General features: G+C 42.9%; 21 protein-coding genes. 12 read left to right on the top strand and 9 right to left on the bottom strand.

What is annotated here, in order from left to right; genetic code table 11:
- Positions 1-32 precede the first annotated feature (32 nt).
- The 9 genes from DQN48_RS01175 to DQN48_RS01125 all read left to right on the top strand — a co-directional run bounded on the left by DQN48_RS01175 (position 33) and on the right by DQN48_RS01125 (position 10,141).
- Positions 33-965 carry a ribose-phosphate pyrophosphokinase gene (locus DQN48_RS01175; RefSeq protein WP_013022564.1) on the top strand — a complete coding sequence of 311 codons (933 nt, stop codon included), beginning with the start codon at positions 33-35 and terminating at the stop codon, positions 963-965.
- A 9-nt stretch (positions 966-974) separates the two neighbouring features.
- Positions 975-1,826, top strand: coding sequence for an ATP phosphoribosyltransferase regulatory subunit (locus DQN48_RS01170; RefSeq protein WP_013022563.1), 852 nt, complete (start codon positions 975-977; stop codon positions 1,824-1,826).
- Positions 1,819-3,054, top strand: a complete 1,236-nt coding sequence (locus DQN48_RS01165; protein WP_013022562.1) for an adenylosuccinate synthase — start codon at positions 1,819-1,821, stop codon at positions 3,052-3,054. Before DQN48_RS01170 ends, DQN48_RS01165 begins: the two co-directional genes overlap by 8 nt.
- Positions 3,051-3,470, top strand: coding sequence for a flagellar export protein FliJ (locus DQN48_RS01160; RefSeq protein WP_013022561.1), 420 nt, complete (start codon positions 3,051-3,053; stop codon positions 3,468-3,470). The genes DQN48_RS01165 and DQN48_RS01160 overlap by 4 nt, the downstream gene beginning before the upstream one ends.
- The gene (locus tag DQN48_RS01155; RefSeq protein ID WP_013022560.1) at positions 3,470-4,081 is read left to right on the top strand and encodes a MotE family protein; all 612 of its coding nucleotides are present in this window, start codon (positions 3,470-3,472) and stop codon (positions 4,079-4,081) included. The genes DQN48_RS01160 and DQN48_RS01155 overlap by 1 nt, the downstream gene beginning before the upstream one ends.
- A 780-nt stretch (positions 4,082-4,861) precedes the next feature.
- Positions 4,862-7,189 carry a phage tail tape measure protein gene (locus tag DQN48_RS01140; RefSeq protein ID WP_013022559.1) on the top strand — a complete coding sequence of 776 codons (2,328 nt, stop codon included), beginning with the start codon at positions 4,862-4,864 and terminating at the stop codon, positions 7,187-7,189.
- Positions 7,190-7,392: 203 nt separating this feature from the next.
- Positions 7,393-7,608 (top strand): hypothetical protein, encoded by a 216-nt coding sequence (locus tag DQN48_RS01135; protein WP_041913040.1) that lies wholly within the window; start codon positions 7,393-7,395, stop codon positions 7,606-7,608.
- 2 nt (positions 7,609-7,610) lie between these two features.
- Positions 7,611-8,960 carry a phage portal protein gene (locus DQN48_RS01130; protein WP_013022558.1) on the top strand — a complete coding sequence of 450 codons (1,350 nt, stop codon included), beginning with the start codon at positions 7,611-7,613 and terminating at the stop codon, positions 8,958-8,960.
- A gap of 233 nt (positions 8,961-9,193) precedes the next feature.
- Complete coding sequence (locus tag DQN48_RS01125; RefSeq protein WP_013022557.1) at positions 9,194-10,141, top strand: hypothetical protein; 948 nt, start codon at positions 9,194-9,196, stop codon at positions 10,139-10,141.
- 10 nt (positions 10,142-10,151) lie between these two features.
- Here the strand turns inward: DQN48_RS01125 and DQN48_RS01120 are convergent, their stop codons facing one another.
- The 3 genes from DQN48_RS01120 to pyrG are packed head-to-tail and all read right to left on the bottom strand — an operon-like array spanning position 10,152 to position 14,166.
- The gene (locus DQN48_RS01120) at positions 10,152-11,006 is read right to left on the bottom strand and encodes a pseudouridine synthase family protein (protein ID WP_013022556.1); all 855 of its coding nucleotides are present in this window, start codon (positions 11,004-11,006) and stop codon (positions 10,152-10,154) included.
- Entirely contained in the window at positions 10,994-12,547 is a 1,554-nt protein-coding gene (gene recJ / locus DQN48_RS01115) for a single-stranded-DNA-specific exonuclease RecJ (protein WP_013022555.1), read from the bottom strand. The genes DQN48_RS01120 and recJ overlap by 13 nt, the downstream gene beginning before the upstream one ends.
- The gene (pyrG, locus tag DQN48_RS01110) at positions 12,544-14,166 is read right to left on the bottom strand and encodes a glutamine hydrolyzing CTP synthase (protein WP_013022554.1); all 1,623 of its coding nucleotides are present in this window, start codon (positions 14,164-14,166) and stop codon (positions 12,544-12,546) included. The genes recJ and pyrG overlap by 4 nt, the downstream gene beginning before the upstream one ends.
- Positions 14,167-14,462: 296 nt before the next feature.
- Between pyrG and DQN48_RS01105 the strand changes: the two genes are divergently transcribed.
- Together DQN48_RS01105 and prmC are read left to right on the top strand one after the other, a co-directional pair.
- Positions 14,463-15,674, top strand: a complete 1,212-nt coding sequence (locus DQN48_RS01105) for a M48 family metallopeptidase (protein ID WP_013022553.1) — start codon at positions 14,463-14,465, stop codon at positions 15,672-15,674.
- A complete protein-coding gene (prmC, locus tag DQN48_RS01100; RefSeq protein ID WP_013022552.1) occupies positions 15,671-16,516 on the top strand; it encodes a peptide chain release factor N(5)-glutamine methyltransferase in 846 nt (281 codons plus the stop codon). Before DQN48_RS01105 ends, prmC begins: the two co-directional genes overlap by 4 nt.
- Before the next feature lie 509 nt (positions 16,517-17,025).
- On the opposite strand, the gene DQN48_RS01095 is transcribed toward prmC, so the two are convergent.
- Entirely contained in the window at positions 17,026-19,659 is a 2,634-nt protein-coding gene (locus DQN48_RS01095) for a valine--tRNA ligase (RefSeq protein ID WP_013022551.1), read from the bottom strand.
- An 84-nt stretch (positions 19,660-19,743) separates the two neighbouring features.
- Here DQN48_RS01095 and fliW point away from each other — a divergent pair, with 84 nt between their 5' ends.
- The gene (gene fliW / locus DQN48_RS01090) at positions 19,744-20,133 is read left to right on the top strand and encodes a flagellar assembly protein FliW (protein WP_013022550.1); all 390 of its coding nucleotides are present in this window, start codon (positions 19,744-19,746) and stop codon (positions 20,131-20,133) included.
- Between the two features lie 656 nt (positions 20,134-20,789).
- On the opposite strand, the gene DQN48_RS01085 is transcribed toward fliW, so the two are convergent.
- The 5 genes from DQN48_RS01085 to DQN48_RS01060 all read right to left on the bottom strand — a co-directional run bounded on the left by DQN48_RS01085 (position 20,790) and on the right by DQN48_RS01060 (position 26,180).
- Positions 20,790-22,217: a Do family serine endopeptidase gene (locus DQN48_RS01085; RefSeq protein ID WP_111713494.1), complete on the bottom strand. Its 1,428-nt coding sequence runs from the start codon at positions 22,215-22,217 to the stop codon at positions 20,790-20,792.
- Positions 22,218-22,688: 471 nt separating this feature from the next.
- Positions 22,689-23,477: a flagellar basal-body rod protein FlgG gene (flgG, locus tag DQN48_RS01075; RefSeq protein ID WP_013022548.1), complete on the bottom strand. Its 789-nt coding sequence runs from the start codon at positions 23,475-23,477 to the stop codon at positions 22,689-22,691.
- A 53-nt stretch (positions 23,478-23,530) separates the two neighbouring features.
- Positions 23,531-24,289, bottom strand: coding sequence for an ABC transporter ATP-binding protein (locus tag DQN48_RS01070; RefSeq protein ID WP_013022547.1), 759 nt, complete (start codon positions 24,287-24,289; stop codon positions 23,531-23,533).
- Entirely contained in the window at positions 24,289-25,269 is a 981-nt protein-coding gene (locus DQN48_RS01065) for a FecCD family ABC transporter permease (protein ID WP_013022546.1), read from the bottom strand. The genes DQN48_RS01070 and DQN48_RS01065 overlap by 1 nt, the downstream gene beginning before the upstream one ends.
- Positions 25,263-26,180: an NAD(P)H-dependent glycerol-3-phosphate dehydrogenase gene (locus DQN48_RS01060; RefSeq protein WP_013022545.1), complete on the bottom strand. Its 918-nt coding sequence runs from the start codon at positions 26,178-26,180 to the stop codon at positions 25,263-25,265. Before DQN48_RS01060 ends, DQN48_RS01065 begins: the two co-directional genes overlap by 7 nt.
- Positions 26,181-26,382: the final 202 nt, after the last annotated feature.

Genomic DNA, 26,382 nt, shown 5'->3' with positions numbered 1-26,382 from the left:
AATGACAAAAACATTCATCTTAGGAAAACAGCATGATAAAAGGTTTTAAGGTTTTCAGCGGCACCGCTCATCTGGAATTTAGCAAAGAAGTTGTCAAACACCTTGATGGGGTGCTTTCCAAGGCGAATGTCAGCAGATTTAGTGACGGAGAAATTTCTGTGCAAATTTCAGAATCCGTGCGTGGCAAAGATGTCTTTATCATCCAGCCCACCTGCGCTCCCACCAATGACAATCTCATAGAATTATTAATTATGGCAGATGCCCTCAAAAGAAGCTCTGCAAATTCCATCAATGCTGTAATCCCCTATTTTGGCTATGCACGCCAAGACAGAAAGGCCGCTCCAAGAGTGCCAATCTCTGCCAAACTTGTGGCAAATCTCATTCAGGGCGCTGGCATCAATCGCATCATCACCATGGATTTACATGCTGGACAGATTCAAGGGTTTTTTGACATTCCAGTAGACAATCTCTATGGTTCGATTATCTTTCGCGATTACATCCGCTCCAAAAATCTCAAAAATCCCATCATTGCAAGCCCTGATATCGGAGGCGTTTCTCGTGCGAGATATTTTGCTGATCAATTGCAATTAGATCTAGTTATCGTAGACAAAAAAAGAGAGAAAGCCAATGTCAGCGAGGTGATGAACATCATTGGGGAAGTTCAAGGCAAAGATGTGATCTTGGTGGATGATATGATTGATACCGCAGGGACGGTGTGCAAGGCGGCTGAGGTGCTAAAAAACAAAGGCGCTGCTTCGGTCCTAGCATTGGGAACCCATGCAGTGCTAAGCCATCCAGCACTAGAGCGTATAGAAGAGAGTGTGCTAGATGAAGTGGTGGTGAGCAATTCCATCCCCCTGCGCAAGCAAAGTGCCAAAATAACCGTACTTAGTGTCGCTCCATTATTTGCTGAGGTAATCCGCAGGATCCACTATAACGAAAGCGTAAACTCCCTCTTTATCTAAGGATTTTCTATGCTAGAACATGAGATTCCCCAGGGCAGCAAGCTTTATTTTGGCAAAACCGCCAAACTCAAACGTGAGATCGAACAGGGAGCAAGCGAGCTTTTTACCTCCCGTGGATTTGAAGAAATCCTCACCCCCTCTTTTTCTTTTTTGCAACACCAGAAAAATTTCTCCAATCGCAAAATCATACGCCTAAACTCCCAGGACAATCAACAAATCTCCCTGCGCTATGATAGCACCATGGATACCATCCGCATCATCACCAAGCATCTTGCCCGCAGCACCGGAGCAAAGAAGTGGTTTTATATCCAGCCAGTCTTTAGCTACCCTAGCAATGAGATCCATCAAATCGGGGTGGAATGCCTAGAGTCTGAGGCCTTTCATGAACTCCTAGAGCTTGCTATTCTTCTTTTTGAGAAATGGAATCTCATCCCCTTTATGCAAATCTCAAACACAAACATCTTGCAGCTTTGTGCAGAGGAGTTAGGAATGAGCAAGGGACAAATCCTCCATTCCCAGATCCAAGAGCTTCTCCAAAATCCTCTGCTAAAAGATCTCATCATGATCGAAAACATACAAGATCTAGAATCTTTTAGCAAAAATGCACCTGTGTTTTTGAAATCAGAGCTACAAAGGCTCCTAGAAAGCGCAAAAAGCCTCAAATATGATAAGATTATCATTTCGACAATTCAAGATGTCCCTGTAAATTATTATTGCGATATTACCTTCCGGGCATTCCTTGGGAATGAGACGCTACTGCTTGGCGGGAATTACAAAATCGAGCACACACCCTCTTGTGGGTTTGGAATCTATACAGATCACATCTTGAGTATTTTACACGATAAGGAACATAATGGCTGATGTAATTGTAGGCATCCAGTGGGGTGATGAGGGAAAGGGAAAGATTGTAGACAAACTTGCCTGCAATTATGACTATGTGGTTCGTTATCAGGGCGGACACAATGCAGGACACACCATCGTGATCGACAAAAAAAAGTACGCTCTCCATCTCATGCCCTCTGGCATCCTCTATCCTAACTGCAAAAATATCATCGGAAATGGTGTGGTGATCTCTCTTGAGGCACTGCATCAGGAAATGCAGCAATTCCAAAACCTGCAAAATCGCTTCTTCATCAGCGATAGAGCCCACATTATCACGCCCTATCATCAAATACTAGATTCAGTCAGAGAAGAGAATGACAAGATTGGCACCACCAAAAAAGGCATCGGCCCCACATACAGCGACAAAGTAAGTCGCGTGGGATTTCGCATGGGCGAGTTGAGGGATCTAGAGGCCTTTTATCAAAAGCTCCAAAATTATTACCAAGGCATTGAATTTTTGCAAGATCTCCATCATATAAGCCTACCCTCACCCACAGAAGTATTTGCCATCATTGAGTCTTTGCAACCCTATTTTTTGCCCTTTATCACAGACACCGCGCGCTTGCTTTGGAAAGCCATTGATGAAGGAGAAAAGATTCTATTAGAGGGTGCACAGGGCAGCATGCTAGATATTGATCATGGGACCTATCCCTTTGTGACAAGCTCCACTACAACCGCATCCAGCGCCAGTAGTGGGAGTGGCATCGCTCCAAGAGAGCTTAAAAATGTCATTGGCGTTTTCAAGGCCTATTGCACGAGAGTCGGAAATGGCCCATTCCCCACAGAAGAAAACAATGCCACTGGCGAACTCATCGGCCAAAGAGGACATGAATTTGGCACCACAACCGGGCGTAAAAGAAGATGTGGCTGGCTAGATGCAGTGGCATTAAAATATGCCTGCCGCATCAATGGTTGCAACCAACTCGCATTAATGAAGCTTGATGTCTTAGATCACTTCCAAGAAGTCAAAATTTGCACAAAGTACCACTACAAAGGTAAGTTCATTGACTACATCCCTGATAACTTAGAAAACGTGATACCTGTGTATGAGAGCTTTGAGGGCTGGGGTGAAACTGCCAATATCAGGGATTTTGACGCCCTGCCCCATCAGGCAAAAAGCTATGTCCAAAAATTAGAAGAAATCATCGGGGTGAGGATTTCCCTCATCTCCACATCCCCAGAGAGGGATGACATCATCTTTTTATGAAAACAAGCTTTAGCCCCATATTGAAGGCCAAAAAAAGTGAACTCGAGAAGCAGGAAATCGTGATTGCCAAAATCGCGCAAAAAATCTCACAAAAGTTTGAACAAATCTCACTCTTGCAAGCAGAGATGCACGCATTCCTCGCGCCAAGCACAGGGACCATTCAAGATTTCAAAATCCTGCAGGAGGGGCGGGGGTCTTTTTTGTTTCAAATAGATTCCTTGCATCAAGAAATCTCCCTACTCAAATCCCAAAAAAAAGAAGCCCAGAGGGTTTATCAACATCTCTATAGAGAAGTGGAAAAAATCCAATACATCCACAGCAATATACTCAAAAAAATGATCACAAAAATCAAAAAAAATGAGGAAAAAAATCTAGATGAAATTGCTGCCATCTTATTTCATGCAAAGGAAAAATGATGAAAAAAATCCTATTTTTTGCTTTTATCGCCATACTAAATGCTGAGCAAAACTCCCAAAATGCCACCCTCCAATGCAATGCAATTTTTGAAAGTCGCAAAAACGAGATTCTACTCCAACTCAAAGAGCTCGAAGAAAAAAAACAATCCCTAGAAATCCTCAAAAAGGCCAGCGATGAGCTCTTTGCAAAGCGTGAGCAAAAGCTCAAAAATCTCCAAAAAGAGCTTGCTCTAAAACTGCAAGAAATCAAAGACAAAGAAAAACAGCTAGAACAAAATCAAAAAGATAGCCAAAGCACCATCAAAAAACTCATCACCAAAAATGAAGAGGTGCTCAAAGAAATTCGTGAGGCCACAGAGAGCAAGATCGCTCAAACCTATGCCAAGATGAAAGATTCCAAAGCTGCAGCAATTCTCAATGATCTTGCCACCAAACAAGCAGCCAAGATCCTCTTTTATCTCAAACCCAGTGAGATTGGCAAAATCCTGGCCAAAATGGATCCCCAAAAAGCTGCGATGCTCACAGAAATTCTCAAAAAAGGCCCTCCTTTTGAAGAGGAATCCACCCCCGCAGCTGAGCATCCCACAGAGGAACAAAAACCCCGCATTTGATTTGGCTAATTTGACTGATTTGAATTCATTTGGCCGATTGGACTGACTTGGTTTATTCAGCTTGGCTGGTTTGGTTTGGCCGGAGCGATTTTAGTGATTTGATTGGATTTATTTGGTTTTAATCTGACTAACCTTCCTGGCTTGATTTGATTGAGCTGGTTTGCCTGATTTAATTTGATTGGCTGATTGGGCCCGGCCAGTTTGATTTTAATTCGGCAAGCTTTTGATTGGGGTGGTTGACGAGAGGTTAGGAGCGTAAAAAAGTGTCTTGAAAATGCGGGCCATGTCCGCGTAAAAAGTAGAGCCTGACTAGGGTGGGGGTAGACAAGGGGGAGGGATTGCCATTTAAGCCCCTCCCCCTTGTCAAAGAAAGAAAAGCCCTGCAATCTTTTAGATAGATATAAGCAGAGCAAGCAAAGAATCATTCAATGCCTATATATACTTCAAATCCAAAACAAACGAAGTGCAGTTTCTTTAGTAAAAAGAATGCAAATGAGGCTAATGAACCAGCCAGCTAGCATAAACGCAAGCCCTAAGAGTAGATAGATAAAAAGCGCAGGGATAACATGGAGGAACGCAACAATGAAAAATAAGTTAAAAGCATCCCACCCCATGGAATAACAGCCAAAGACGCCAAACAAAAAGCTCCACAAAAAAGAGTGGAAGCAAATAAAATTGTTAAATTGGTCGTTTGTAACGGTTATATACACCATTTTGGCTCTTTTGACTTAGTATGGCTTGATTATAATTCTTTTTGACTACAAAAAAAAAGGTTTTGTCATGCATAGCGTAATAAAATTAGACATTATCCCCAATCTTAGCGCGCTCAATCTTGCCATTAATAAAATCAACAAACAGACCTTGGGCCTTGGCGATACATTAACCACACCAATAAAGCAAGCAAAACAAGCCCTAAAAAACCTATCAAAAGAAGTAAACCCCGTATATGGTCCTAAATTTTCAAAAAAAACCCTCTTGGATCTCAAAAAACAAGTCTCCAATGCCACGGCAACAAAGTTAAAACTAGATGTGAGTGAGGCCTGCAAAAAATTAGATGACATGAAACTCCAAATCGCAGGGACAATAGGGAGTGTTTGGGCAATCAGTAAACCTATTTCTAAGGCGCTTAGTTTTGAGGGCTCTTTTGCCATGGTCAAAAAGGTGGTAGATTTGAGTCAAGAAGAAAGCGCCTCTTTGCAAAAGCAAATTTTTGCGCTTGCACGCCTTGTGCCCCTTAGTGCCAAAGAGCTCACTGAGATCATGGCAAGTGGTGGGCAGCTAGGGCTAGAGAAAAATCTCCTTATGCCCTTTACTGATGTCGTTTCAAAGATGGCCTTTGCCTTTGATATTTCCTCACAAGAAGCTGGAGAGAGCATCGCAGGAATCATGCAAAAGCTAGGAGTGGGCATTGATGAGGTCAAAGAGCTAGGTGATGCGATAAATACTCTAGGAAATAGTACTGCAGCAGCTCCCAAAGAAATCACCCAGATCCTAAGCAGGACAGCAGGGCTCATAAAGACCCTAGGGCTTAGTGCCAGAGAGGGCGTAGCAATCTCTGCATCTTTTGCCAATATGAAAATAGGAGCAGAGCAGGCAGCCACTGCTATCAATAAAATGCTAAATACTCTTGGCTCATCTTCTGCCCTAACAGATAGGGCAAAAGATGCCCTAAGTCAACTAGGCATTGACACAGAGGACCTCAAAGAGGCCATGCAAAATTCTCCCATGCATGCCATAAGGCAAGTGCTAGGCTCTATAGCAGAGGCAGAGGATGGCGAGAAAATAGGGATTTTGAAAAATCTCTTTGGCGAAGAAGCCGCACCTAAAATCGCACAGATTACTAGCAATCTTGCAAAATTTGATGAGATAGTTAAAAAAACCATGGACACAAAGCACCAAACTGGCAGCATGGAAAAGGAAGTAGAGACACTTGCTAATACCACACAAGGGGCGATGAAAAGGATGCAAAGCTCACTCAATGCCCTAAGCATAAGCCTAGGAAATGCGCTCTTGCCTCTTGTGAATTCTGTCTTTAATGGTATTAGTGAGATTGCTTCCTCTCTTGCACTCTTTAGCCAAAGACACCAAGGGCTAATCAAGGCTTTAGGCATTACAACGCTTGGAATCCTTGGCCTTAAGGTGGTGAGTTTTTTGCCTGCAGCATTTAGGGCGATTAGCTCCTGCTTGCTTTTGCCCATCAAGCTTATAGGGATTTTTTGTAACAAAGCCCAAATGACAAAAGTAGGCCTCATGGCATTAAAAAGCCCGATCACTTTAGCAAAAACTTCCTTTTCCCTCCTCACAGCACCGATAAATTTGACAGGGAGTGCACTTTTTGCACTCATTCCAAAATTTGGTAAAACTCGTTTTGAAGCATTAAAAACAAGCAGCCTTCTTGCATCTCTTAGGGGTAGTCTTTTAAAAATCCCGCTAGCAGCAAAAATTGCAAGTGTTGGGGTGGCAAAGTTTGGTTTTGCATTCAAAGCAACAGCAAAAATCATAAAAAGCGCTCTCATCTCCACAGGAATAGGAGCATTCTATATCGCTTTGGGAGAGGCCTTTGCCTATGTGTCTGAGAATTGGGAGAAGATTTTGGCATGGATGGAAATAGGGATTGAGAAAATTTCTTCCATGCTCTCCCCTCTCTTTGACTTTTTCTCCAAAGCCTTTACCACCTTGAGCGCCCCCATTACTTCCTTGCTAGAAAAATTAGGAGGTTTAAGAAAGCAATTTTCCCTCCCTAGCCCAATCAAAGTCCAAAGCATCCCCATAAGTCAAGGCCAGGCCTTGCAAAAAGCTTTGCAAGCCCCTCCCCTTGTCATGCCAAACCTCACGCCAACCACCCATGTCATGGCCCAGCAAGAATCTCGCAGAGATGCTTTCCCCACTAAAGGAGAGGGGTGGAACACAACAGGCCTAATAGACGCGCTTAAAGAAGCGCAAGCAAAGAACATAGAAAACAAAGGGTTTTCAGAAAAACAAAGCACACAAAAAAGCATTGTGGATAATAGGAGCTTTGTTTTTAACACAACCACAAACCCCAGGGAAATAGAAAGCCTGCTAAGAAGTAATCGCTACACTTATGCAGATTTGGAAGATGAAAACTAGAGGGAGCGCGCTTGCAGAGCTACTACCTCCCTTGCAAACCGCTTAAGCGCGTTACTTTTTCTCGATCTAGCCAGCATTCTTTTTGTCAAAAACCCACGCAGAAAACTCCCCAAAGCACCCAAGCCACATTGCGCTCACGGGCAAAATGATGGGGGTCGTGCTTAAGGGCTTAAGGATAAAATCAAGCCAAAAAAGGAGCTTTTTTGACAGCGCAAGAAAAGATAAAAAAGATTGATGCAGCCATAAATGAGGTTTTACAGAGCCTAGAAGATGGCATAGGAATCACAGAATACACCATCGATGGCATCTCTATCAAAAAGCAATCTACCCTAGAAATCCTTACAGAGCTTGGCAAGATGAAGGCACTGATTAAAGAAAAGCAAAGACCAGAGCGCGTGCAATTTGTTTTCAAAGGCTAGCCATGGGAATTTTTGATTTTTTTAAAAAAAGAGCTAAGAGAGCAAAGATAGAGAAGCATTTTTATAACTTCCCCTCCCTCTCTCCTAGTGAATTAGAAAAAAACGAACTCTTAGGACTCTTAAACAACGCAAATATCAACGACTATGCCAAAGCCATTTCGCATCAAGCAAGAAGCCTATCTGTAAACAATCCCATCATAAGCGGATATTTAAAAACCATTGAATCAGAGATTTTAGGCGATAGGGGCATCACTTTAGATCTATCCACCCCCAACAAAGAGCTAAACAAAAGAATTGAGGGCTCTTTTGCTCTATGGAGGGGGAGCAGCCAAAATGGTGAACTTGATTTTTATGACATCGAAAGCCTAGCCCTCATCTATCTTTTGCGCGATGGGGAGTGCTTTTTGCATTTAAGTGAGAGCCAAGAGGGCCTAAGAGTAGAAATCATTGACAATCACAATATTGCTAGCGATTTTAGTGATGAGTCCCAAGGGATAGCCTTTGGCATCAAAAAAGATGCCAAAAATAACCCCATCTCCTACTTTGTCTATGATGGGGAGGGGAGGCTTTTTGAAGTGAATGCTAAGGCCATCCTTCATTTGCACAAAAAGCTAGATATCAGACAGCACAGGGGGCTATCAGATTTTGCTAGCATCATCACCCCTGCCCATCAAAAAGATAAATTCAGAAGTGCGGAGCTAAGAAAAGCCAGACTGCAGAGTGAGATCACAGGCTTCATTATCAAAAACAATTCTGATCTTGCAGATGAGCTTTTAAATGGTGAAGAGGAACACAAAAAGAGCATCCAGACATCTGTTGAGGTGGGCAAGATGACCTACATCGATGAGGATGTCAAACCCATTTTCACAGAATCCCACAATGCTGCCAATATGGAGAGCTTTATCACCCAAACTGATAGGGAGATTGCCAAAGGCCTTGGCATCTCCTATGCCACACTCACAGGCAATCTCACAGATGTCAATTACAGCTCCATCAGGCATGGGGGCAGTGAGCAAAGAAGGCAGTTTAGAAGACTGCAAAATTTCCTAGTAAGAAAGATGCATAATAAAATCTATGAGCGCTGGCTCCTCAATGAACTCAAACTCTGCAAGCTTAGCACCAAGGAATACCAAGACGCACTTTTGTACTACAGTTTCAAACCCCAAGGATGGGAATACATCGACCCCTACAAAGAAACCAATGCCAATGCTCTAGCCATCCATACAGGGCAAAAGACTCTAAGTGAAATCCTAAGAAGCACAGGCAAGGAACTAGATACTCACATCGAAGAACTCAAAAAAGAAAAAGAACTCCAAAAGCTCCTAAAAGAGCTATGGCGGGGCAATGGATGAGGAGCGGAGTCACTGCTGCCTCCTTGATTCTCTTTTTTTGCACCCAGATCGCGGGCGAGAGGTTAGGAGCGTAAAAAATCAGTTTTAAACCCCTGTGGACCACTGCTAAAAAGATTTAAAAAATGGAGAGGGGAAGGGGCTTAAATCCCTTCCACTAAACTATGCACGAGCCCAAAATCCCCAAACGCATTCTTTGGAAAACTTGCCATGGGCTTTATAGTCAAAGGAGTAAAATGAATCCATCTAAGTATTTTGCACTAAGCCCCAAACAAAAAGCCATTGATACAGAGGCTGCTACCATCTCTTTTGTTGCCCTTTCAAAAGAACCTATCTTGCGCAAAGACTTTTTGAGCGGTGCGCCCTATTATGTGAGCATTGATACCAAAAACATCACCTTCAATGCCAAAAGATTCTACCTAGATCATGACACCAGCTTTGAAAATGCCATTGGCACCATCAAAGAAAGCAAGCTTGATGAGGGGGGAAATATCAAAGTAGTGGTGCAGTTTTTCCCCGAGCTTTCAAAAAGCCATGAGGCCTTTTTGAAATACAAAAACAATCTTTCAGACTCAGTCTCTGTGGGGTTTGGGGATTGGAAGATAGAGAAGCGCGATGCAATTGAGGGCATTGCGCATTTTCACATCACTAGCGGAGAGATTATTGAGCTCTCTGCAGTGTGGGAAGGCGCAGACAAAAGAGCCAAAATCACAGAATTTCAAAAAACCAAAGGAGTAAACATGAATGAAACACTACAAATCATAGAACTTGCAAAAATCGCAGGCAAAGAAGCACAAGGCCTTGAGGCGATTAAAAACAACACATCACTAAAGGATTTTTCAAAATCCCTTATAGAAGAATCAAAGCTCACACAAGCCCCTCCCACACCTGCGAAGAAAAAAGAGCTTTGCTTTTCACTGGCCAACTATGCAAAGTCTGTATTTGCAGGCCAAAGTGTGGGGGAAATTGAGTTTTCCCAAGGGAGCAATGGCTACATTATCCCCAATTCCTTCTACACGCGCTTTGAATCTACCCAAGCCACAACCACCACGCAAAACCAAAGACAGCGGGGGCGCTGGGGAGTGCGGGGCATAAATGCACAAGACATTCTCAAAACAGCAGGGAACACAAGCCTAAAAACAAAAACTCAAAAAACCCTCCCCAGGCTCAGAATTCCTAGCTAAACCAAAAATTTTAGAAATCCTCTTTTGCGCTCAAAAAATACCTTCTTCCCAAATAGGAAAATTCCAGGCTCCTAGCATGGAGGCAAAGATGTTTTTTTACCCCTAGCTTATCTTGCAAATATGCGCGTGCCAATTCCTCCTCCACACCATAGAGCGGCTCATTGACAATTTTATGTCCAATGCTTGCAAGATGCAGGCGGATTTGATGCGTGCGCCCAGTGAGGGGCTCAATCTCTAGCAGCGTCTGATTCCCGCGCACTTCTAAGGGGCGGATGATGGTGATACTGTCCTTGCCGCTTGCATGGATTTGGCATTTGATGCCAAGATCTTTGCTCTTGTCTTCTTTTTTTGGGAGTAGGATTCTTGACTCAATACAACGCTCATGCTCTATGATCCCCTCCACAAGTGCTCGGTAAATCTTGCGCACCTCACCCCTTTCAAACAACGTCTTTAACGCGATTTCTGCTCTCTTGTTGCGACTTATTAGCACCACCCCACTAGTCTCAAAATCCAAGCGATGCACCGGATTTGCCTGCATGCCAAATTGCATCTTAATGCTATCACAAAGGCTTGCGTGCAAAAATCTGCCCTTGGGATGGGTGAGGAGATTGTGAGGCTTTGCAAACACGGCAAAATCCTCATGTACAAAAATCGCACGCAGAGCCCCGTTTGGCACAAATTCATCCAAAAGCACCCGCCCACAAATCACCTCGCTTTTTTGGATCACACGACCATCAGGATAGCGAAGGCGGCGTTTGTCGATGATTCTTTGAGTCTCTTTTGAGGAATAATGCAGACAGTTTTCTACGAAAGCAAAGGCCTGCATCGCATGGGGCAAAATATATTCTTTTGTTACAAAGGGCATCTTGAGATTTTTTTCAGCAAAAGGGTGGGATGTTTGTTTTGCAGCCCTTCTTGCACAGAAAATTCCATGTCAATGACTTCATTCTCCTTGTAAAACTCCTTGCAAAAAAATGAAAGCGCACTAATTTGATGCTCAAATTCAAGCTTTTGATGCAACTCTTTGAAAATCTTGCTTTCTTTGATTTTGGCTCCGCGAATGAGAAACTGGGGTGGTGGATTCCCCTGACCATAGGGCTCAAAGCGCCGCAGGATTTCTAGTAATTCCCCATCAATATCCTGCAAGCAAATCTCACCAAGCACCTCATTTGGTTTTGGGCTAAGCACAAAACACTCCCTACTAAAAAGATCCATAAACCACGGGATTTTGTCCTCTTGTATGCAGATGCCTACAGCTTCGCTATGACCGCCAAAACGCAAAAAATTCCTTTCATGAGGCAGAAGGGTCTGGAAAATATCTATCTTCCCATCGCTCCTACCACTGCCCTTTAAACACCCCTCTTTTTGCGTAAAAACAAATGCGGGCTTTTGCTTCTCTTTGGAGAGCTTGGCAGCCAAGATCCCAAGCAGTCCCTCATTCCAGCTCTCTTTGTAGGCCAGGACACAATTCTCACTCTCCAAAAAATGCGCAAACATTTCTGATTCCATTTGCTGGGTTTGATCTTTGCGCATCTGATTGAGTTTTTTTAATGCCAAAAAATGCGCGGCAATCTCATCTTTTTTTGTGGCCAAGAAAAATTCACAAACCACGCGCGCATCCTTCATCCTGCCTGCACTATTGAGCAGGGGAGTGATGGAAAATGCCACATCTTGGGCGCTAAAATCCCTGCCCTTTAACAGGGATTTTAATAGGGAGTCTTGCATGCTATGAGAATCTTTTAGCAACTCCAGGCCCTTTTTGACAAAAAGCTTATTGACCTGGCACAGGGGCATCACATCTGCGATGGTGGCAATGGCTACATATTTAAGCAATTCCAATAAAGAAAAATTCTTGCCTAAAGCAATTTTAATTGCATTGCAAAAATACCATGCCACTCCCGCACCACAGATGCTCTTTTGGGGGAAAGAGCAGGTTTCTTGCTGGGGATTGATGAGCGCATCTGCTTGGGGGATTTGATGCTGCAAGGCATGATGATCTGTGATGATGAGTTTTCTTTTTTGTTCTTTGCAATACTCCCCCACATCCAATGCAGCAACGCCATTATCCACTGTGATGACAAGATCACTTGGATATTGCTCCAAGAGATGACGCTGCACCCCATATCCATCAGAGAAGCGATTAGGGATAAGGTAGGAGACATTTTCATATCCAAGCATGCCAAAAAACTTCATCATAATCACAGCAGAGAGTGTCCCATCTACATCATAATCCCCCACAATGAGAATCTTGCCTCCCTCTTGCATGATCCCTGCAACAATTTGGGCACCCTTTTGGGCATCTTTTAGTGAATGAGGATGGGGGAGATCTTGCAATCTAGCAAAAGAGTCATCACAAAATCGCGCCTCTAGCAAGGCTTGGATTTGGGCTTTGCTTAAGGTTGTCATTTTTTGTTGCCAAGCGCATGACGCGCAAATGCCAAAATAATCGCGTTGGGATTTTTGAGCCTAGAGGTAAATTCTGGATGGTATTGCACTGCCACAAAAAAGGGATGCTCAGGGATCTCCACAGCCTCGATGAGATTTTGGCACTCTCCGCTAATTTGCATTCCATGTTTTTGTAAGATTTCCCTGTATTTGGGATTGGCTTCATAGCGATGACGATGGCGCTCTTTGATACTTTTGACATTTCCATAGCTTTGTGCAATGAGAGAATTTTCTTTGAGTTGGCATTCATATTCCCCCAGGCGCATGGTCCCACCCATGGGAGATTGATAGGTTCGGATTTGATTCTGCCCACTTTGATCGATAAAATCCTCAATCAAGTAGATGGCTGGCTCTTTGGTGTGGGGATCAAATTCTATGGAATCTGCGTTTTTCACTCCAGCAACATTGCGCAAAAATTCTAAAATTGCCAATTGCATCCCCAGGCAGATTCCCAGAAATGGGATTTTATTTTCTCGTGCAAAAGCAATCGCTTTGAGCTTGCCCTCGATACCACGCTTGCCAAATCCCCCAGGGATCAAAATCCCATCCACATCATGCAATTCCAGGGTATCGCTTTGAGCAAGCTTCTCGCTATCAATCCACTTAATATCAATGCGCGTATCCAGATTGGCGCCTGCGTGAATCAATGCCTCTGTAAGGGATTTGTAAGATTCCTTGAGATCGAGGTATTTCCCCACAAAGCCAATGGTGATGCTGTGCTTGGGGGAGATGATTTTTTTTACCAAAATATCCCATTCATCCATGTTTGGCTCAATTGGATCTAGACAAAAATGCCTAGCAATGGAGGAAAGCACTCCTTCTTTAAGGAAATTAAGCGGACATTGATAGATGCTTTTGGCATCCTCTGCGACAATCACGCTATCATCATCCACATCGCAGCTCAGTGCTAGCTTTGCCTTCAATTCCTTGCTTAAGGGCTTCTCAGAGCGAGCGATGATGATTTGAGGGGTGATACCAATGCAGCGCAATTCCTTCACAGAATGCTGCGTGGGCTTAGTTTTGAGCTCACCTGCTGCCTTGATATAGGGAATCAAGGTCACATGCACACTGATGACATTTTGGAGTCCTAGCTCATGCTTCATCTGTCGCATGGTCTCCAGATAGGGCATCCCCTCAATATCCCCCACCGTACCACCAAGCTCCACGACAAGGAAATCATATCCCTTGGCGACATTTTTGATTCTTTGCTTGATTTCATCCACGATATGAGGAACGACCTGGATGGTTTTGCCCAGGTATTTGCCACGACGCTCATTCTCAATCACAGAAAGATAGACCTGCCCTGTGGTAAAGTTATTGCATCTAAGCAAACTCGTATCCAAAAATCTCTCATAATGCCCAATGTCTAGATCCGTCTCTGCGCCATCTGCAGTTACAAACACCTCTCCATGCTCCAGCGGACTCATCGTCCCTGGATCGACATTGATGTAGGGATCGATTTTGAGGATGGATACCTTAAAGCCTGAGGATTTTAACAAAGTAGCGATAGAAGAGGAGGAGATTCCCTTGCCCAGAGAGCTAAGCACCCCACCAGTCACAAAAATATATTTTGGTTGCATATTTCACCCTGAAAAGTTTCTGTAATAATATCCCAAGGCTTTTTAATTTTTGATAAAGTTTTGTAAAGATTTTGCATTTTGACAGCCTTGAAGAGATGCGCCAAAAAGCCCGCTAAGAGCATTTCAAAATGCTTTGATTGCAGTTGAATTTGCCTCTTGAAAGATTGAAAAATTCTCGAAAGAATTTGCGTGCAAATTCTAGGAATCATTTTGAATAAATTTATATTTTTGGCCTACACTCACAGTCCAGAACCAAACAAATTCATTCAAAAAATTAAGCCCTCAAGGATTAAAAAATGTTTCTTATTTTTTTAAGCGCAATTTTTATTCTATTTTATATTTTTCCAAAGATTTACATTGATTACAAACAACTTGGCTATGTACGTCAAAAACTACAATCCCCCGCAGTGATTCTAAGCAAAGAAGACTATCAAAAAGCAGGAGAATATACGATTGCAAAACTAAAATTCTCCATCTTTTCTTCGCTTTGGGAAACAATGGTGTTTTTCCTATGGGTTACTTTTGGATTCCTTGCACTCCAAGAACTCCTAGGACCCATCCACCATCATCACATCCAATATCCCCTCACCTATTTTGTTTTATTTTTGCTTATCTACACGATTTTGAACCTTCCCCTATCTTATTACCAAAACATGATCTTGGATAAGCATTTTGGCTTCAATAAATCCAGCAAAAAACTTTTTTGGATTGATGCGCTAAAATCCCTCGCTTTGATGGTTTTTTTTGCAATCTTCATTGGTTATGGATTGGTGTATTTCATCAATCATTTTACCTATTGGTGGATCCATGCATTTGCCCTTGTAAGCCTGCTTGTAATTGGAATCAATGGCTTTTATCCCACCCTCATTGCACCATTATTTAATAAATTCACTCCCTTGCAGGATACCCATCTCAAAAATCGCATCGACAAGCTTTTAAATCATGTGGGCTTTAAGAGCAGTGGGGTTTTTGTAATGGATGCAAGCAAAAGGGATGGTAGGCTAAACGCCTATTTTGGTGGCATCAGCAAAAGCAAACGCGTGATTTTGTTTGACACTCTACTTAATTCGGTTAGTGATGATGGATTGCTAGCGATTTTGGGGCATGAGCTAGGACATTTCAAGCACAGGGATATTTTGCGCAATCTCTTTATTAGCCTGTTGCTCATTTTTGCACTCTTTGTGTTTATGGGGATTTATTCTGCAAAAATCTTGCATCAGCTTGGCACAGATGCCAATAGTGGGAGCATTTTTGCATTGATGCTACTGCTTAGCCCCGTGCTTTTATTTTGGGCAATGCCCATCATCGGATATTTTAGTAGATGTGCAGAATATGCCGCAGATGAGTTTGGTGCAGAACTCACCAGCAAAACCACTCTGGCAAATGCGCTCATTCGAATTGTCAAAGAAAACAAAGCCTTCCCCTATTCCCACCCACTCTATACGTATTTTCATCATACCCATCCACCACTATTAGATAGACTTAGAGCCCTGGAGCATGAGATTTGAAAATCTCACAAGCCCTCCTTGAGGCAAAAAAACAACTCCTGCAACACAGCATCCCACGCCCCTTGCTTGAGAGTGAAATTCTGCTTGGCTTTGTCCTAAAAACCACTCGCCAAACCCTCCACGCCTGGGGAGATAGAGAGATTGCTCCTAAAGATCTAGATCATTTTTTTGAAGCACTAAACTTGCGCGAACAAGGCAATCCTATCGAATACATCACAAAAGAGGCGAGCTTTTATGAGCACATCTTTTATGTGGATCATCGCGTGCTCATCCCCCGCCCTGAGACAGAGCTACTCATTGATGCGGTAGATTTTTTGCTCCAAGAGCATGGGGTAAAAAACATCGCTGAGGTGGGTGTGGGAAGCGGGATCATCTCCATCACCCTAGCACTAAAATACAAAGACATCTCTCTCATTGCCACAGATATTTCTAAAGATGCCCTAGATGTTGCAACCTGCAATATCGCGCACTTCCATACGCAAGAAAACAACCTCAAAAACAAAATAAAGCTTGTGCACACTAACCTCCTTGATGGGGTCAAAAAAGATTCCCTAGATCTCCTTATCGCAAACCCTCCTTATATCGCAAGGAGCTATCCTCTAGAGCCCCATGTACTCCTAGAACCCCATTGTGCGCTATTTGGTGGAGAGAGGGGGGATGAGATCTTGCTAGAGCTCATTGAAGTTGCAAGCACAAACAAAATAAAATTTTTGGCATGTGAAATGGGATTTGATCAAAAAGAATCCTTGCAAGAAGCCCTAAAAAAGGCAGGTTATAGAGCAGATTTTTATCAAGATTATGCAGGGCTAGATCGGGGCTTTGTGGCAAAAAAAATCTCCTAGCAAAGCGCAGAGATTTGTAGTGACCGCGCAAGCTTCAAGGATTCTTGAGCACGCAGCGATAGGAACACGTGCACCAGGATTTGTAGTATAAAGGAGTGATTGCAGGAGTGCTGGGATTTTTAACAGGAGATGAAATCACGCGGTAATATTTTAGCTAGAGTTCGCAGGAGTAGATCTCACAAGGATGAGAGCTTTGCAGTGAAGTGCGAAATCCTGCAGAGATCATGAAAGCTCTCAAGCATCCGTTGTATTGGGAGATTTTTAGCCAATCCCATGGGTGAGGGCCTCAAAAATTTAGCGGCCGCCGCGGGTGAGATTTGCCCTGCAAAAGCACGGGAAAACTCAAAAAACACAAAATAAAAGCATCTCCCTCATCCCCACAAATTGAGTGCCGCGCAAAAAAGTGCAAGATAAAAGAGGGGGGCACTTAGCACCAAAACTCAGGAAGCGCCGCAAAACAAAATACAGTCCGCCGCGCGAACAAGGCAAAATAAGCGCGAAAGAGATTGTCAAGGATTTTGGGAGAATTTTTGCAATTCCTCTTGTGTTTTTTGCAATTTCTCCCGCGCAAGCCTTAAGCCTTCTTGATGATTTTCTAACACCTCTTTTGGAGCATTTTTGATGAAATTGGTATTATCAAGCAATCCTTCAAGCTTCATCACTTCCTTGTTTAATTTTTCTTGCTGAGAATAAAGACGTTTTTTGATAGCGCTAAGATCAATACCCTCTAGACAAATCAAGCTCTGGCAATAATCTCCTATATCTGCGACAGCATTGGGGATTTTGGCATCCAAAATCTCCACAGTTTGAGCCTTGGCACATTTGCTGACAAATTGCTTGAGACGCTCACTATCTGCAACAGGTTGATGCACAACAAGGAAAATTTTCTCAATATTGCGATCACCTAGATCTAGCAGGGTTTTTACACGACGTGCAGAGATGATACAATCCTTGATCACTGCAAATTCTCTAAGCATCTCTGCATCCTCTTCAAAATCACTGGGATAGCGAGAAATCATAATAGAATCGCAATCCCTAAGATCGCTATGATTGAGACGATGCCAAATTTTCTCGGTAACAAAAGGCATAAAGGGATGCAATAATTTCATCGCATCTTTGAAAATACTCCCCAATTCAAAAACTGCGCTTTTCTCAACCTTGGCAAGCTCGATCCCCCAATCACAAAATTCCATCCACAAAAAACTATAAAGGCTCATTGCTGCATCATTGAAGCGGTAGTTTTCTAACTCTTCTTGCACCTTTTTGCTCGTAGCATTGAATTGTGATTTGAGATAACATCCAAGATTTGTGTGATAATCCCCTAGATTCTCGCGATCTTGAAAATGTGTGAAATTTGGTTCTTGTTGCTTGGCATAGAGCTCGAGAAATTTCACTGCATTTTCTAATTTGATCAAAAAAGCCTGTGTGTCTTTGAGTTTTTTGAGAGAAAGCTTGATATCCCTTCCTTGTGCACAAAGCAGGGCAAGAGAGAAGCGCAAATTATCTGCACCATAGGCTTCAATCATACTAAGGGGATCAATGACATTCCCCTTACTTTTACTCATCTTGTTCCCAAATTCATCTCGCACCAATGCATGCAAATACACATCCCTAAAGGGCAGCTCTTCCAAAAGAGATTCTCCACTAAGCACCATGCGTGCCACCCAGAAAAATAAAATATCAAAACCCGTGATGAGCAAGGAATTGGGATAAAAATCCTGTAAATCCCTTTCTTGATATTTTTCTTTTTCTGCTCCCCTATTTCCCCAGCCAAGAGTGCTAAATGCCCAAAGTCCAGAGCTAAACCAGGTATCTAGCACATCAGGGTCTTGGAAGATTTTTGTACTTTGACAATGTTTGCAAGCCTTTGGCATTTCCTCTCTGCTAGCAAACACTCCCGCGCAATCCTCACAATACCACACAGGGATCCTGTGCCCCCACCATAATTGGCGACTAATGCACCAATCCCTAAGCTCTCGCATCCAAGCATTATAATTATTTTTCCATTCTTTGGGATAAAAATGCATCAAATCCTCTTGCACCTTTTGCATGGAAGTTTGTGCGATTTCTTTTTTGACAAACCATTGCTTGGAAATATAAGGTTCTACTACATTGCCACAGCGATAACATTTCCCTATTTGATTTACATAATCTTCGATATGATCGATAAATCCCTCCCTTTGCAAGGCTTGCACAATATCCTCACGCGCCTCCAATCGCTCTTTGCCCATGAATTTTCCTGCTTGAGTATTCAAAAATCCTTTTGCATCAAAAACCACAATGGATTCTAATTGGTGGCGTTTTCCCACTTCATAATCATTGACATCATGAGCAGGCGTGACCTTCACACAACCACTCCCAAATTCGCTATCTACACATTCATCCGCAATGATGGGTATTTCACGCCCCACAAGTGGCAGGATGATTTTTTTGCCAATGAGATGGGTATAGCGAGAGTCTTTGGGATTTACCATCACCGCAGTATCGCCAAAAAATGTCTCCGGGCGCGTGGTAGCGACAATAAGGGAATCTGTGCTATCTTTGATGGGATAGCGTAAATAATAAAGCTTTCCTTGATTTTCTTCATATTCCACTTCGATGTCTGAAAGTGCACCATCATGAGTGCACCAATTCACCATATAATCCCCCTGGATAATCAAACCCTTCTCATACCATGTCACAAATGCCTCACGAACTGCATTTGCCAGCCCCTTGTCCATGGTAAAGCGAGCGCGAGACCAAGCAGGAGTGATACCCAAAGAATACATTTGCTCTATAATCTTCCCCCCACTCTCCTCCTTCCACTCCCAAACTTTTTTGATAAACTCCTCTCTGCCTAGATCTTCTTTAACAATACCTTGAGAAAGAAGCTGCTTTTCTACGATATTTTGCGTAGCAATTCCTGCATGATCGAGACCTGGCTGATAAAGGGTGCGATAGCCCTGCATCCTCTTGTAGCGAGTGATGATATCTTGCAGGGTAAAGGTCAGTGCATGCCCGATATGCAGCACACCCGTGACATTTGGCGGAGGCATCATGATGCAAAAGTTTTTATCTTTTTGCTGGATTTTTTGATTGCCATCTAATTCAAAATATCCCCGATCTTTACATGTGAGATAAATATCGCGATCTGATAGTTGCATCGCTTCTCCTTGTTTGGTAGAGATTTTATTTTGGTATAGGTTTTGCTTGTGCTAAATTATATCGAAATTATCTAAGGAGTTATAATGCGCTATATTCTAAAATCCCCTATTTTAGGATTTGAACATATCACAGAAATAGAGCTTGAGAAAATCGATTCTTTGTTTGCTAAGATTTCCAATCAAAAAGAACAATTTGAAATCTTCCTAGCCAATCCCCATGCCCTATGTGAGTATTCTTTTGAGATTCCCAAATATGTCGAATTATTGCTGGATTTAGAGAAGGATTCCAGGCTTGAAGTCTATTGCGTGATGATTTTGCAAAAAGATCTAGAAAACTCTCTAGTCAATTTCCTTGCCCCCATTGTCTTTAACACAGAAAACAAAAAGGCTGCCCAAATCGCGCTTTCCATGCTAGACTATCCACATTTTAGCCTCCATGCCCCTCTCTCTTCATTTGTCACCAAAAGTGCATGATCTAAGCCTTTCTTAAGGCTTTTTGCTTGTTTAAGAGGGGTTTTTACACAAATTTAACCCCTCTTTTTTAGAGTTTTTTGGTTAGTAAGTTTTTTCTCTAGAGCCTTTTCCCCCCTCTAAACTCTATAAATAGCGGCCTTTCTTTTATGAAGGCGTCTTTTACATCATCCGGAGCGTCGTCCACTATTGTCACCTGCAAGAGCGAATCCATCAGCCTCTCTTTATTTGAGCCTATTAAACCTAGGCCCTAAACCCCTTTATTCACTGATTTTTTGATTCGTCTTTTTTAATTACTTTTTCTGTGCTTTGGTGACTTCTTTAGCTTCCTCATCTTTTGGTAAACCTAAGATTTTGTGTGGTTTTGAAATGCAGTTTTTGTGTGGTTTTCCCATGGATTGATAGGGTGCTGGGCTAGCAGAGGATTCTATTTAATATAGTTTTTTGCGTATCAAGTGAGTTTTGGGGGCTTAGCCCCCATCTTTTTAGTTTTTTTTTGAGGTTTGGCCAAACCCCTTCCTGTTTTGATTCCCCCTCTCTTTCTACCCTCCTCTTTATTGGCTCCAAATTTAAAGCCCCATATTTTTGATTTAGGCATGGCTCCCCATCCTATGCCTCCCTTTGACAAGCGAGCCCTGTTTTAAAAGGCTACTAGGACATCACTTAGTCACGATGGTTTTGACTCCATTGCGTGTGTACACCAAAATTCTCTTGTTCTTACCTCTGAAGCGATTGAGTGCACTGGTGAAATCTGCAGTGTTTTTTATGGTGATATTTTCAATCTGAGCAATAATATCCCCTTGAGAGAATCCTGCTTCTTGCGCTGGGGAATCATCTGCTACGCTTGTTACCATTACGCCCTGGATGTCGTTGCTGATATTATATTGCTGACGCATTTGAGGTGTAATGCTCTCCACTCTAAGCCCCTTTAGCTCGCCCTGATCGCTGCCTTTAGTAGAGACAGGAGAGTCTTTTTTGTGCTTATTGCGCTCTGCAAGGGTGAGCGTGATAGTATGCTCTCTTTTGTCGCGAAGGAATTTGATGGTCACTCGGGAATTGGGCTTTAATGTGCCGATGTAATTTTTCAAATCCGCAGCATTCTTAACCTTCTTGCCATTAACCTCTGTGATGAGATCCCATACCATGAGACCTGCTTTTTTGGCCGGAGAATCCTTCTCAAGGCTAATGACCACCGCACCCTCTTTGTTCTCATAGCTATCGCGCAAATCACTGCTCACATCCTGGATGCCCACACCAAGATAGCCGCGCACAATCTTCCCATCCTTGACCAAAGTATAGACCACATTTTTTACCATATCAGAGGGGATGGCAAAGCCAATACCCAAATTCCCACCAGATCGCGAAATGATTGCGGTATTGATACCCACAAGCGCGCCCCTTGTATCAATCAAAGCACCTCCAGAATTCCCAGGGTTGATAGAGGTATCAGTCTGCAAAAAGTTTTCATAATTATTGATCCCCATGCCATTTTTATTTAGCGCAGAAACAATCCCCTGTGTCACAGTCTCACCTACACCAAAGGGATTTCCGATGGCAAATACCACATCTCCCACCATAACATTGGTGCTATTAGCAAATTTCAAATAAGGAAGATTTTTTTTGTCGATGCGAATTACAGCCAAATCGCTATCAGGATCGGTTCCCACAAGCGTGGCAGTGTATTCCTTGGTGCTATTTGGCAGGGTGACTAGGATCTTATCGGCTCCATCAATTACGTGATTGTTAGTAATGATGTAGCCATCTGGAGAGACGATGACCCCACTTCCTAGCGCCCGCTCAATGCGATCTTTTGGGATTTGGTTGTAGAGATCGCCAAAGAATTGCTGAAAGAAGGGATCGCTAAACATAGGATTTCCCTGCATGGGATTTTTGATCTTTTTCTGCGTAGAAATATTCACCACCGCATTCACTGCATCCTTGATGGAATCATGATAGGACTGCACACTCGTGGGGCTGCTCTCTGCTGGAGAAATGCGCTTGGTCACATCTGGCATGGTCTGTATCTCAAATGCGCCCAGGCCAAGAGTGGTCGCAAGAGCAATGCTTAGCAAAAATTTTGTTTTCATTCTAACTCCTCAAAAAAAATAAATAAGGATTCTAACAAAGAAAAAATAAACAACCACAAAACAGATAAATAACCCAAAACAAACAAAGATTGTATGCGACAATAGGGCTGGTAATTGCGCAAAAATTTAGCATTTATGCAGAGAATTTGAGCAAGGGAGCAAGTTTGAATGAGAGAGGGCTGTTTGCAAGCAGCAAGGATGCTTCTTCTTTCTGGCGCTTCTTCTTTCTATTTGAATGGGATGTGCGGGTTGAATGGGATGTGCGGGCACTGAATGCTGTTTTGCTGCAAGGAGCTTTGAATGACTTTTTGTCAGAAAGCTTGAGGATTTGATAAAGATGCAAGAGATCTGCTGCAGGGGATTTATAGGGGGGGTTAGGGGGATGCATGGAGGTGCTCAAGTGATTTTGAAAATCACAACGTGCAAAAATGCAGCCCTCTCCCCCTGGAGTGTCATTTGTTATATAGAGCCCTAGCGTTTCAAACCATTGACGGTTTGCAACATTGCATCTGCAGTCTGGATGGATTTGGAATTAGCCTCATAGGCCCTTTGCCCCGTGATGAGATCCGTCATCTCTTCAACCAATCGCACATTACTAAGTTCCAAAAATCCCTGCTTAATCTGCCCCATGCCATTAGTACCAGCCACGCCAGTGATGGGTGCACCAGAAGCGCTGGTATTGAGATAGAGATTATCCCCTAGACTGTGCAATCCCGCAGGATTAATGAAATCTGCTAGCTCAATTTGCCCGATGGTATTGCTTCCGCCATTATTGCCCTGCACCACACTCACTGTTCCATCATTTCCGATGTTAATTTGTGTGGCATCTTGAGGAACGGTAATCTGAGGGATCAGGGCATATCCCTCTGAAGTCACAACATTGCCATTATCATCAAGTTTGAAATTCCCACTTCTTGTATAAGCCGTGGTACCATCAGGGAGCCGTACCTGAAAAAACCCCTTGCCCGTAATGGCCATGTCTAGATTATTCTCTGTTTCCTTAGGACTACCTTGAGAAAACATTTTTGCAATCGCACCAGGACGCACCCCCAAGCCCACTTCAATCCCTGTGGGGGAGAGTGTGGTTTCACTCGTGGCAGTGCCGGCGTATTGGAGATTTTGATAAAACAGATCATTAAACTCTGCGCGCTGCCTTTTGTATCCCACAGTATTCACATTTGCGATGTTATTAGAAGTTGTATCAATTTGTAGTTGTTGCCCCAGCATTCCAGTGGTCGCTGAGTAGAGAGAACGCATCATAGCCAAATCCTTTTGATATTTTCCCAATTAGGTAAGCAAAAAAGATTCCACAACTATGGCGCGATGAAACTCCTTCCCCCCACCTCATACACCTGCACAGGCATGCCATAGAGCTCGCTTAACTTCTCTGAGTCCATGGCCTCAGAGACATCCCCTTCATAGAGCTTTTGGCCATCTCTAAAAAAAATTGCGCGCGTGGCATACTGGGTGATGAGATTGGGGTCATGGATATTAATCAGTGCACAAAGTCCGCGCTTTTTAATCTGTGTGCAGAGCACCTTGAAAAATAAAAATTGATTTTTTAGATCTAGCCATGCAGTGGGTTCATCTAGCAATAATATGTGAGACTCTTGAAATAATGCCCGTGCAAGCGCTACCATCTGTCTTTGGCCACCACTCAAATGAAAAATCCCCCGCTCTTGCAAGGATAAAATCCCAAGCTCCTCTAAAATCGCCTTTGCTTTTTGCACAAGCTCTTTGTGAGGGACCTTCCAAAGCCCTGTTTTATTAATCCCTCCCAACAATACAAAATCCAGCACACAATAATCAAATGCACAGCTAAAATCCTGTGGCACAAATGCGATGATTTTTGATCTCTCCCAGGCATTGAGGGATTTCAAAGCCCTATCCTCAAAATACATCTCTCCACTGCTAGCAGTAAGTTCCCCTACGATGGTTTTCATCAAGGTGGTTTTCCCGCTTCCATTAGGCGCAAGCACAGCACACAAATCCCCGATTTTAAGCTCTAAACTCAAATCTTTAATAATTTCTTTGTTATCTATCTTGATGGTGAGATTTTTGATGCTAAACATTAAAACACCCTGCCTCTCATACCTAGCAAAAAACTCAAAAATAACGGAGCGCCAATAATCGCGGCAATAGTGCCTACAGGCAAGTCATTCCCTGTGATATTTCTGGCAAAAAAATCCATGAAAAGCAAGATTATTGCGCCCAAAAATACACTAAAGGGCAGGAGTTTTTGGAGATTTGCCCCCACAATCAAGCGAGCAAAATGAGGGATGATAAGCCCAATCCAACCAATAGTCCCACTCACACTCACGGCTACTCCACACATAAGCCCCACAACTATGATGCAAAACATCCTAAGCCCTGTAGGATTCACCCCCATACTCCTGCTTTCCATATCACTCAGTGCCAAAACATTGAGACGGTAGCGCAGTAAAAACAAAGGCACTCCACCAACAAGTAGCGCTAAAAATACAAGTTTTACATCATTCCAGGTTGCAAGGCTAAGGCTTCCAAGCAACCACACAACAATGGTTTGAGCTTTTTCAGGCGGAACAAAATACTTGATAAGTCCAGCAAGAGCACTAAAGAGTGTGGACAAAACAATACCAACTAACACCAAAGATGTCTGGGAGGAATTCACAAATCTAGCCAAAAACACAATCAAAAGCATCGCCATCATTGCTCCCAAAAATGCAAAAAATCCCAAAAAATACTGCCCCAAAAACCCAATAGACACAGCACAGCCAAATGCCGCGCCCGAGCTAATACCAAGCAAATAAGGATCTACTAGGGGGTTGCGAAAAATATTTTGCATCACCACCCCACTAAGAGCAAGGATTGCCCCTACTCCAAGGGCCAACAAAATCCTAGGCAAACGAATTTGATAGAGAATTAATCCATCAGAATCTAAAATTTGATGATGAAAAAAATGCTGATAAATTTGCTCTATGGCTTGCAGATACGACAAACTTCCGCGCTCAAAAAACACCACTAGCACAAAAGCTAGCAACACAAAAATTACGATGATAGAATTTCTCAACACATTAACTGCCTTAAACTTTGCTCTAAAGAGCTTTTTTTGTGAAGGATATTGAAAACCTCTTGGGCAATTGGGATATAAATCCCCTTGTCTTGAGCTATTTTGACAATAGCTTCTGTAGTTTTTACCCCCTCTGCTACCTCACCTAGTTCCAATAAAATCTCCTCGATACTTTTTCCCTCTGCCAATCCAATCCCAACGCGATAGTTGCGAGAAAGCTTGGAGCTTGCTGACAAAAACAAATCTCCCGCTCCTGATAATCCCAAAAACGTCTCCATATGCGCTCCAAAATGAGAACCAAAGCGATACATTTCAATTAATCCTCTTGCCAGCAAGGAAGCCCTAGCATTATTGCCAAGCTTTAATCCATCACAAATCCCACTAGCAATTGCAATGACATTTTTATATGCACCTGCAATCTCCCCACCAATGACATCCCCCTCCACATAGGCCTTGATAAAATCTGGCATACATTGTGCAAAAATTTTCGCCAAATCCCTGTTATGGCCATGGATAGAAAGCGCACAGGAAAGCCCCTCTAAAACCTCTTTGGCAAAGGAGGGTCCAGCAAGAAAACATAAATTTTGGGGCTCTAAAAATTCACAAGCAATATCACTCACAAATGCCCCACTCTCCACTTCAATACCCTTGCAGGCAAAAAGCATTTTGCTATTCTTGGGAAGTTTGTGAGCAATAAACCACTGGCGCAGGGCCGAGGTCGTAATCGCATTGACAAATAAATCCGAATCTAACGCCTCTTTAAAGCTAGATTGCACAACATTAAGACTGGGGGCCAGCGTTTGCAAAAACCCACTTAGATCTTTTCTTGACACAATTTTCAGGACATTTTTCTGCGCAAGAGCAAAACAAAGTGCTCTGCCCCAAGCACCGCCTCCAAAGACCGTAATTTTCACCCTATTTCCTTACATAAAAACAAACATAAAACAAAATCACAAATCCACTCGCCACAAAGACTCACACAAAAATCCACTTCGCTTCCCCACTGGCAATGACGCCATCTTGCATTTTGGTGTAAAATAGCCAAACATGTCTCTAAGCCATTGTGATACTCAATCCCAATAGAACCATGCAGCCGATCTATCTCAAAAACCCCAA

The organism is Helicobacter mustelae (genome assembly GCF_900476215.1).
GTDB lineage: Bacteria > Campylobacterota > Campylobacteria > Campylobacterales > Helicobacteraceae > Helicobacter_H > Helicobacter_H mustelae.
The sequence above is the reverse complement of the archived record's forward strand: the minus strand, read 5'-3'. Positions and strand labels throughout refer to the sequence as shown.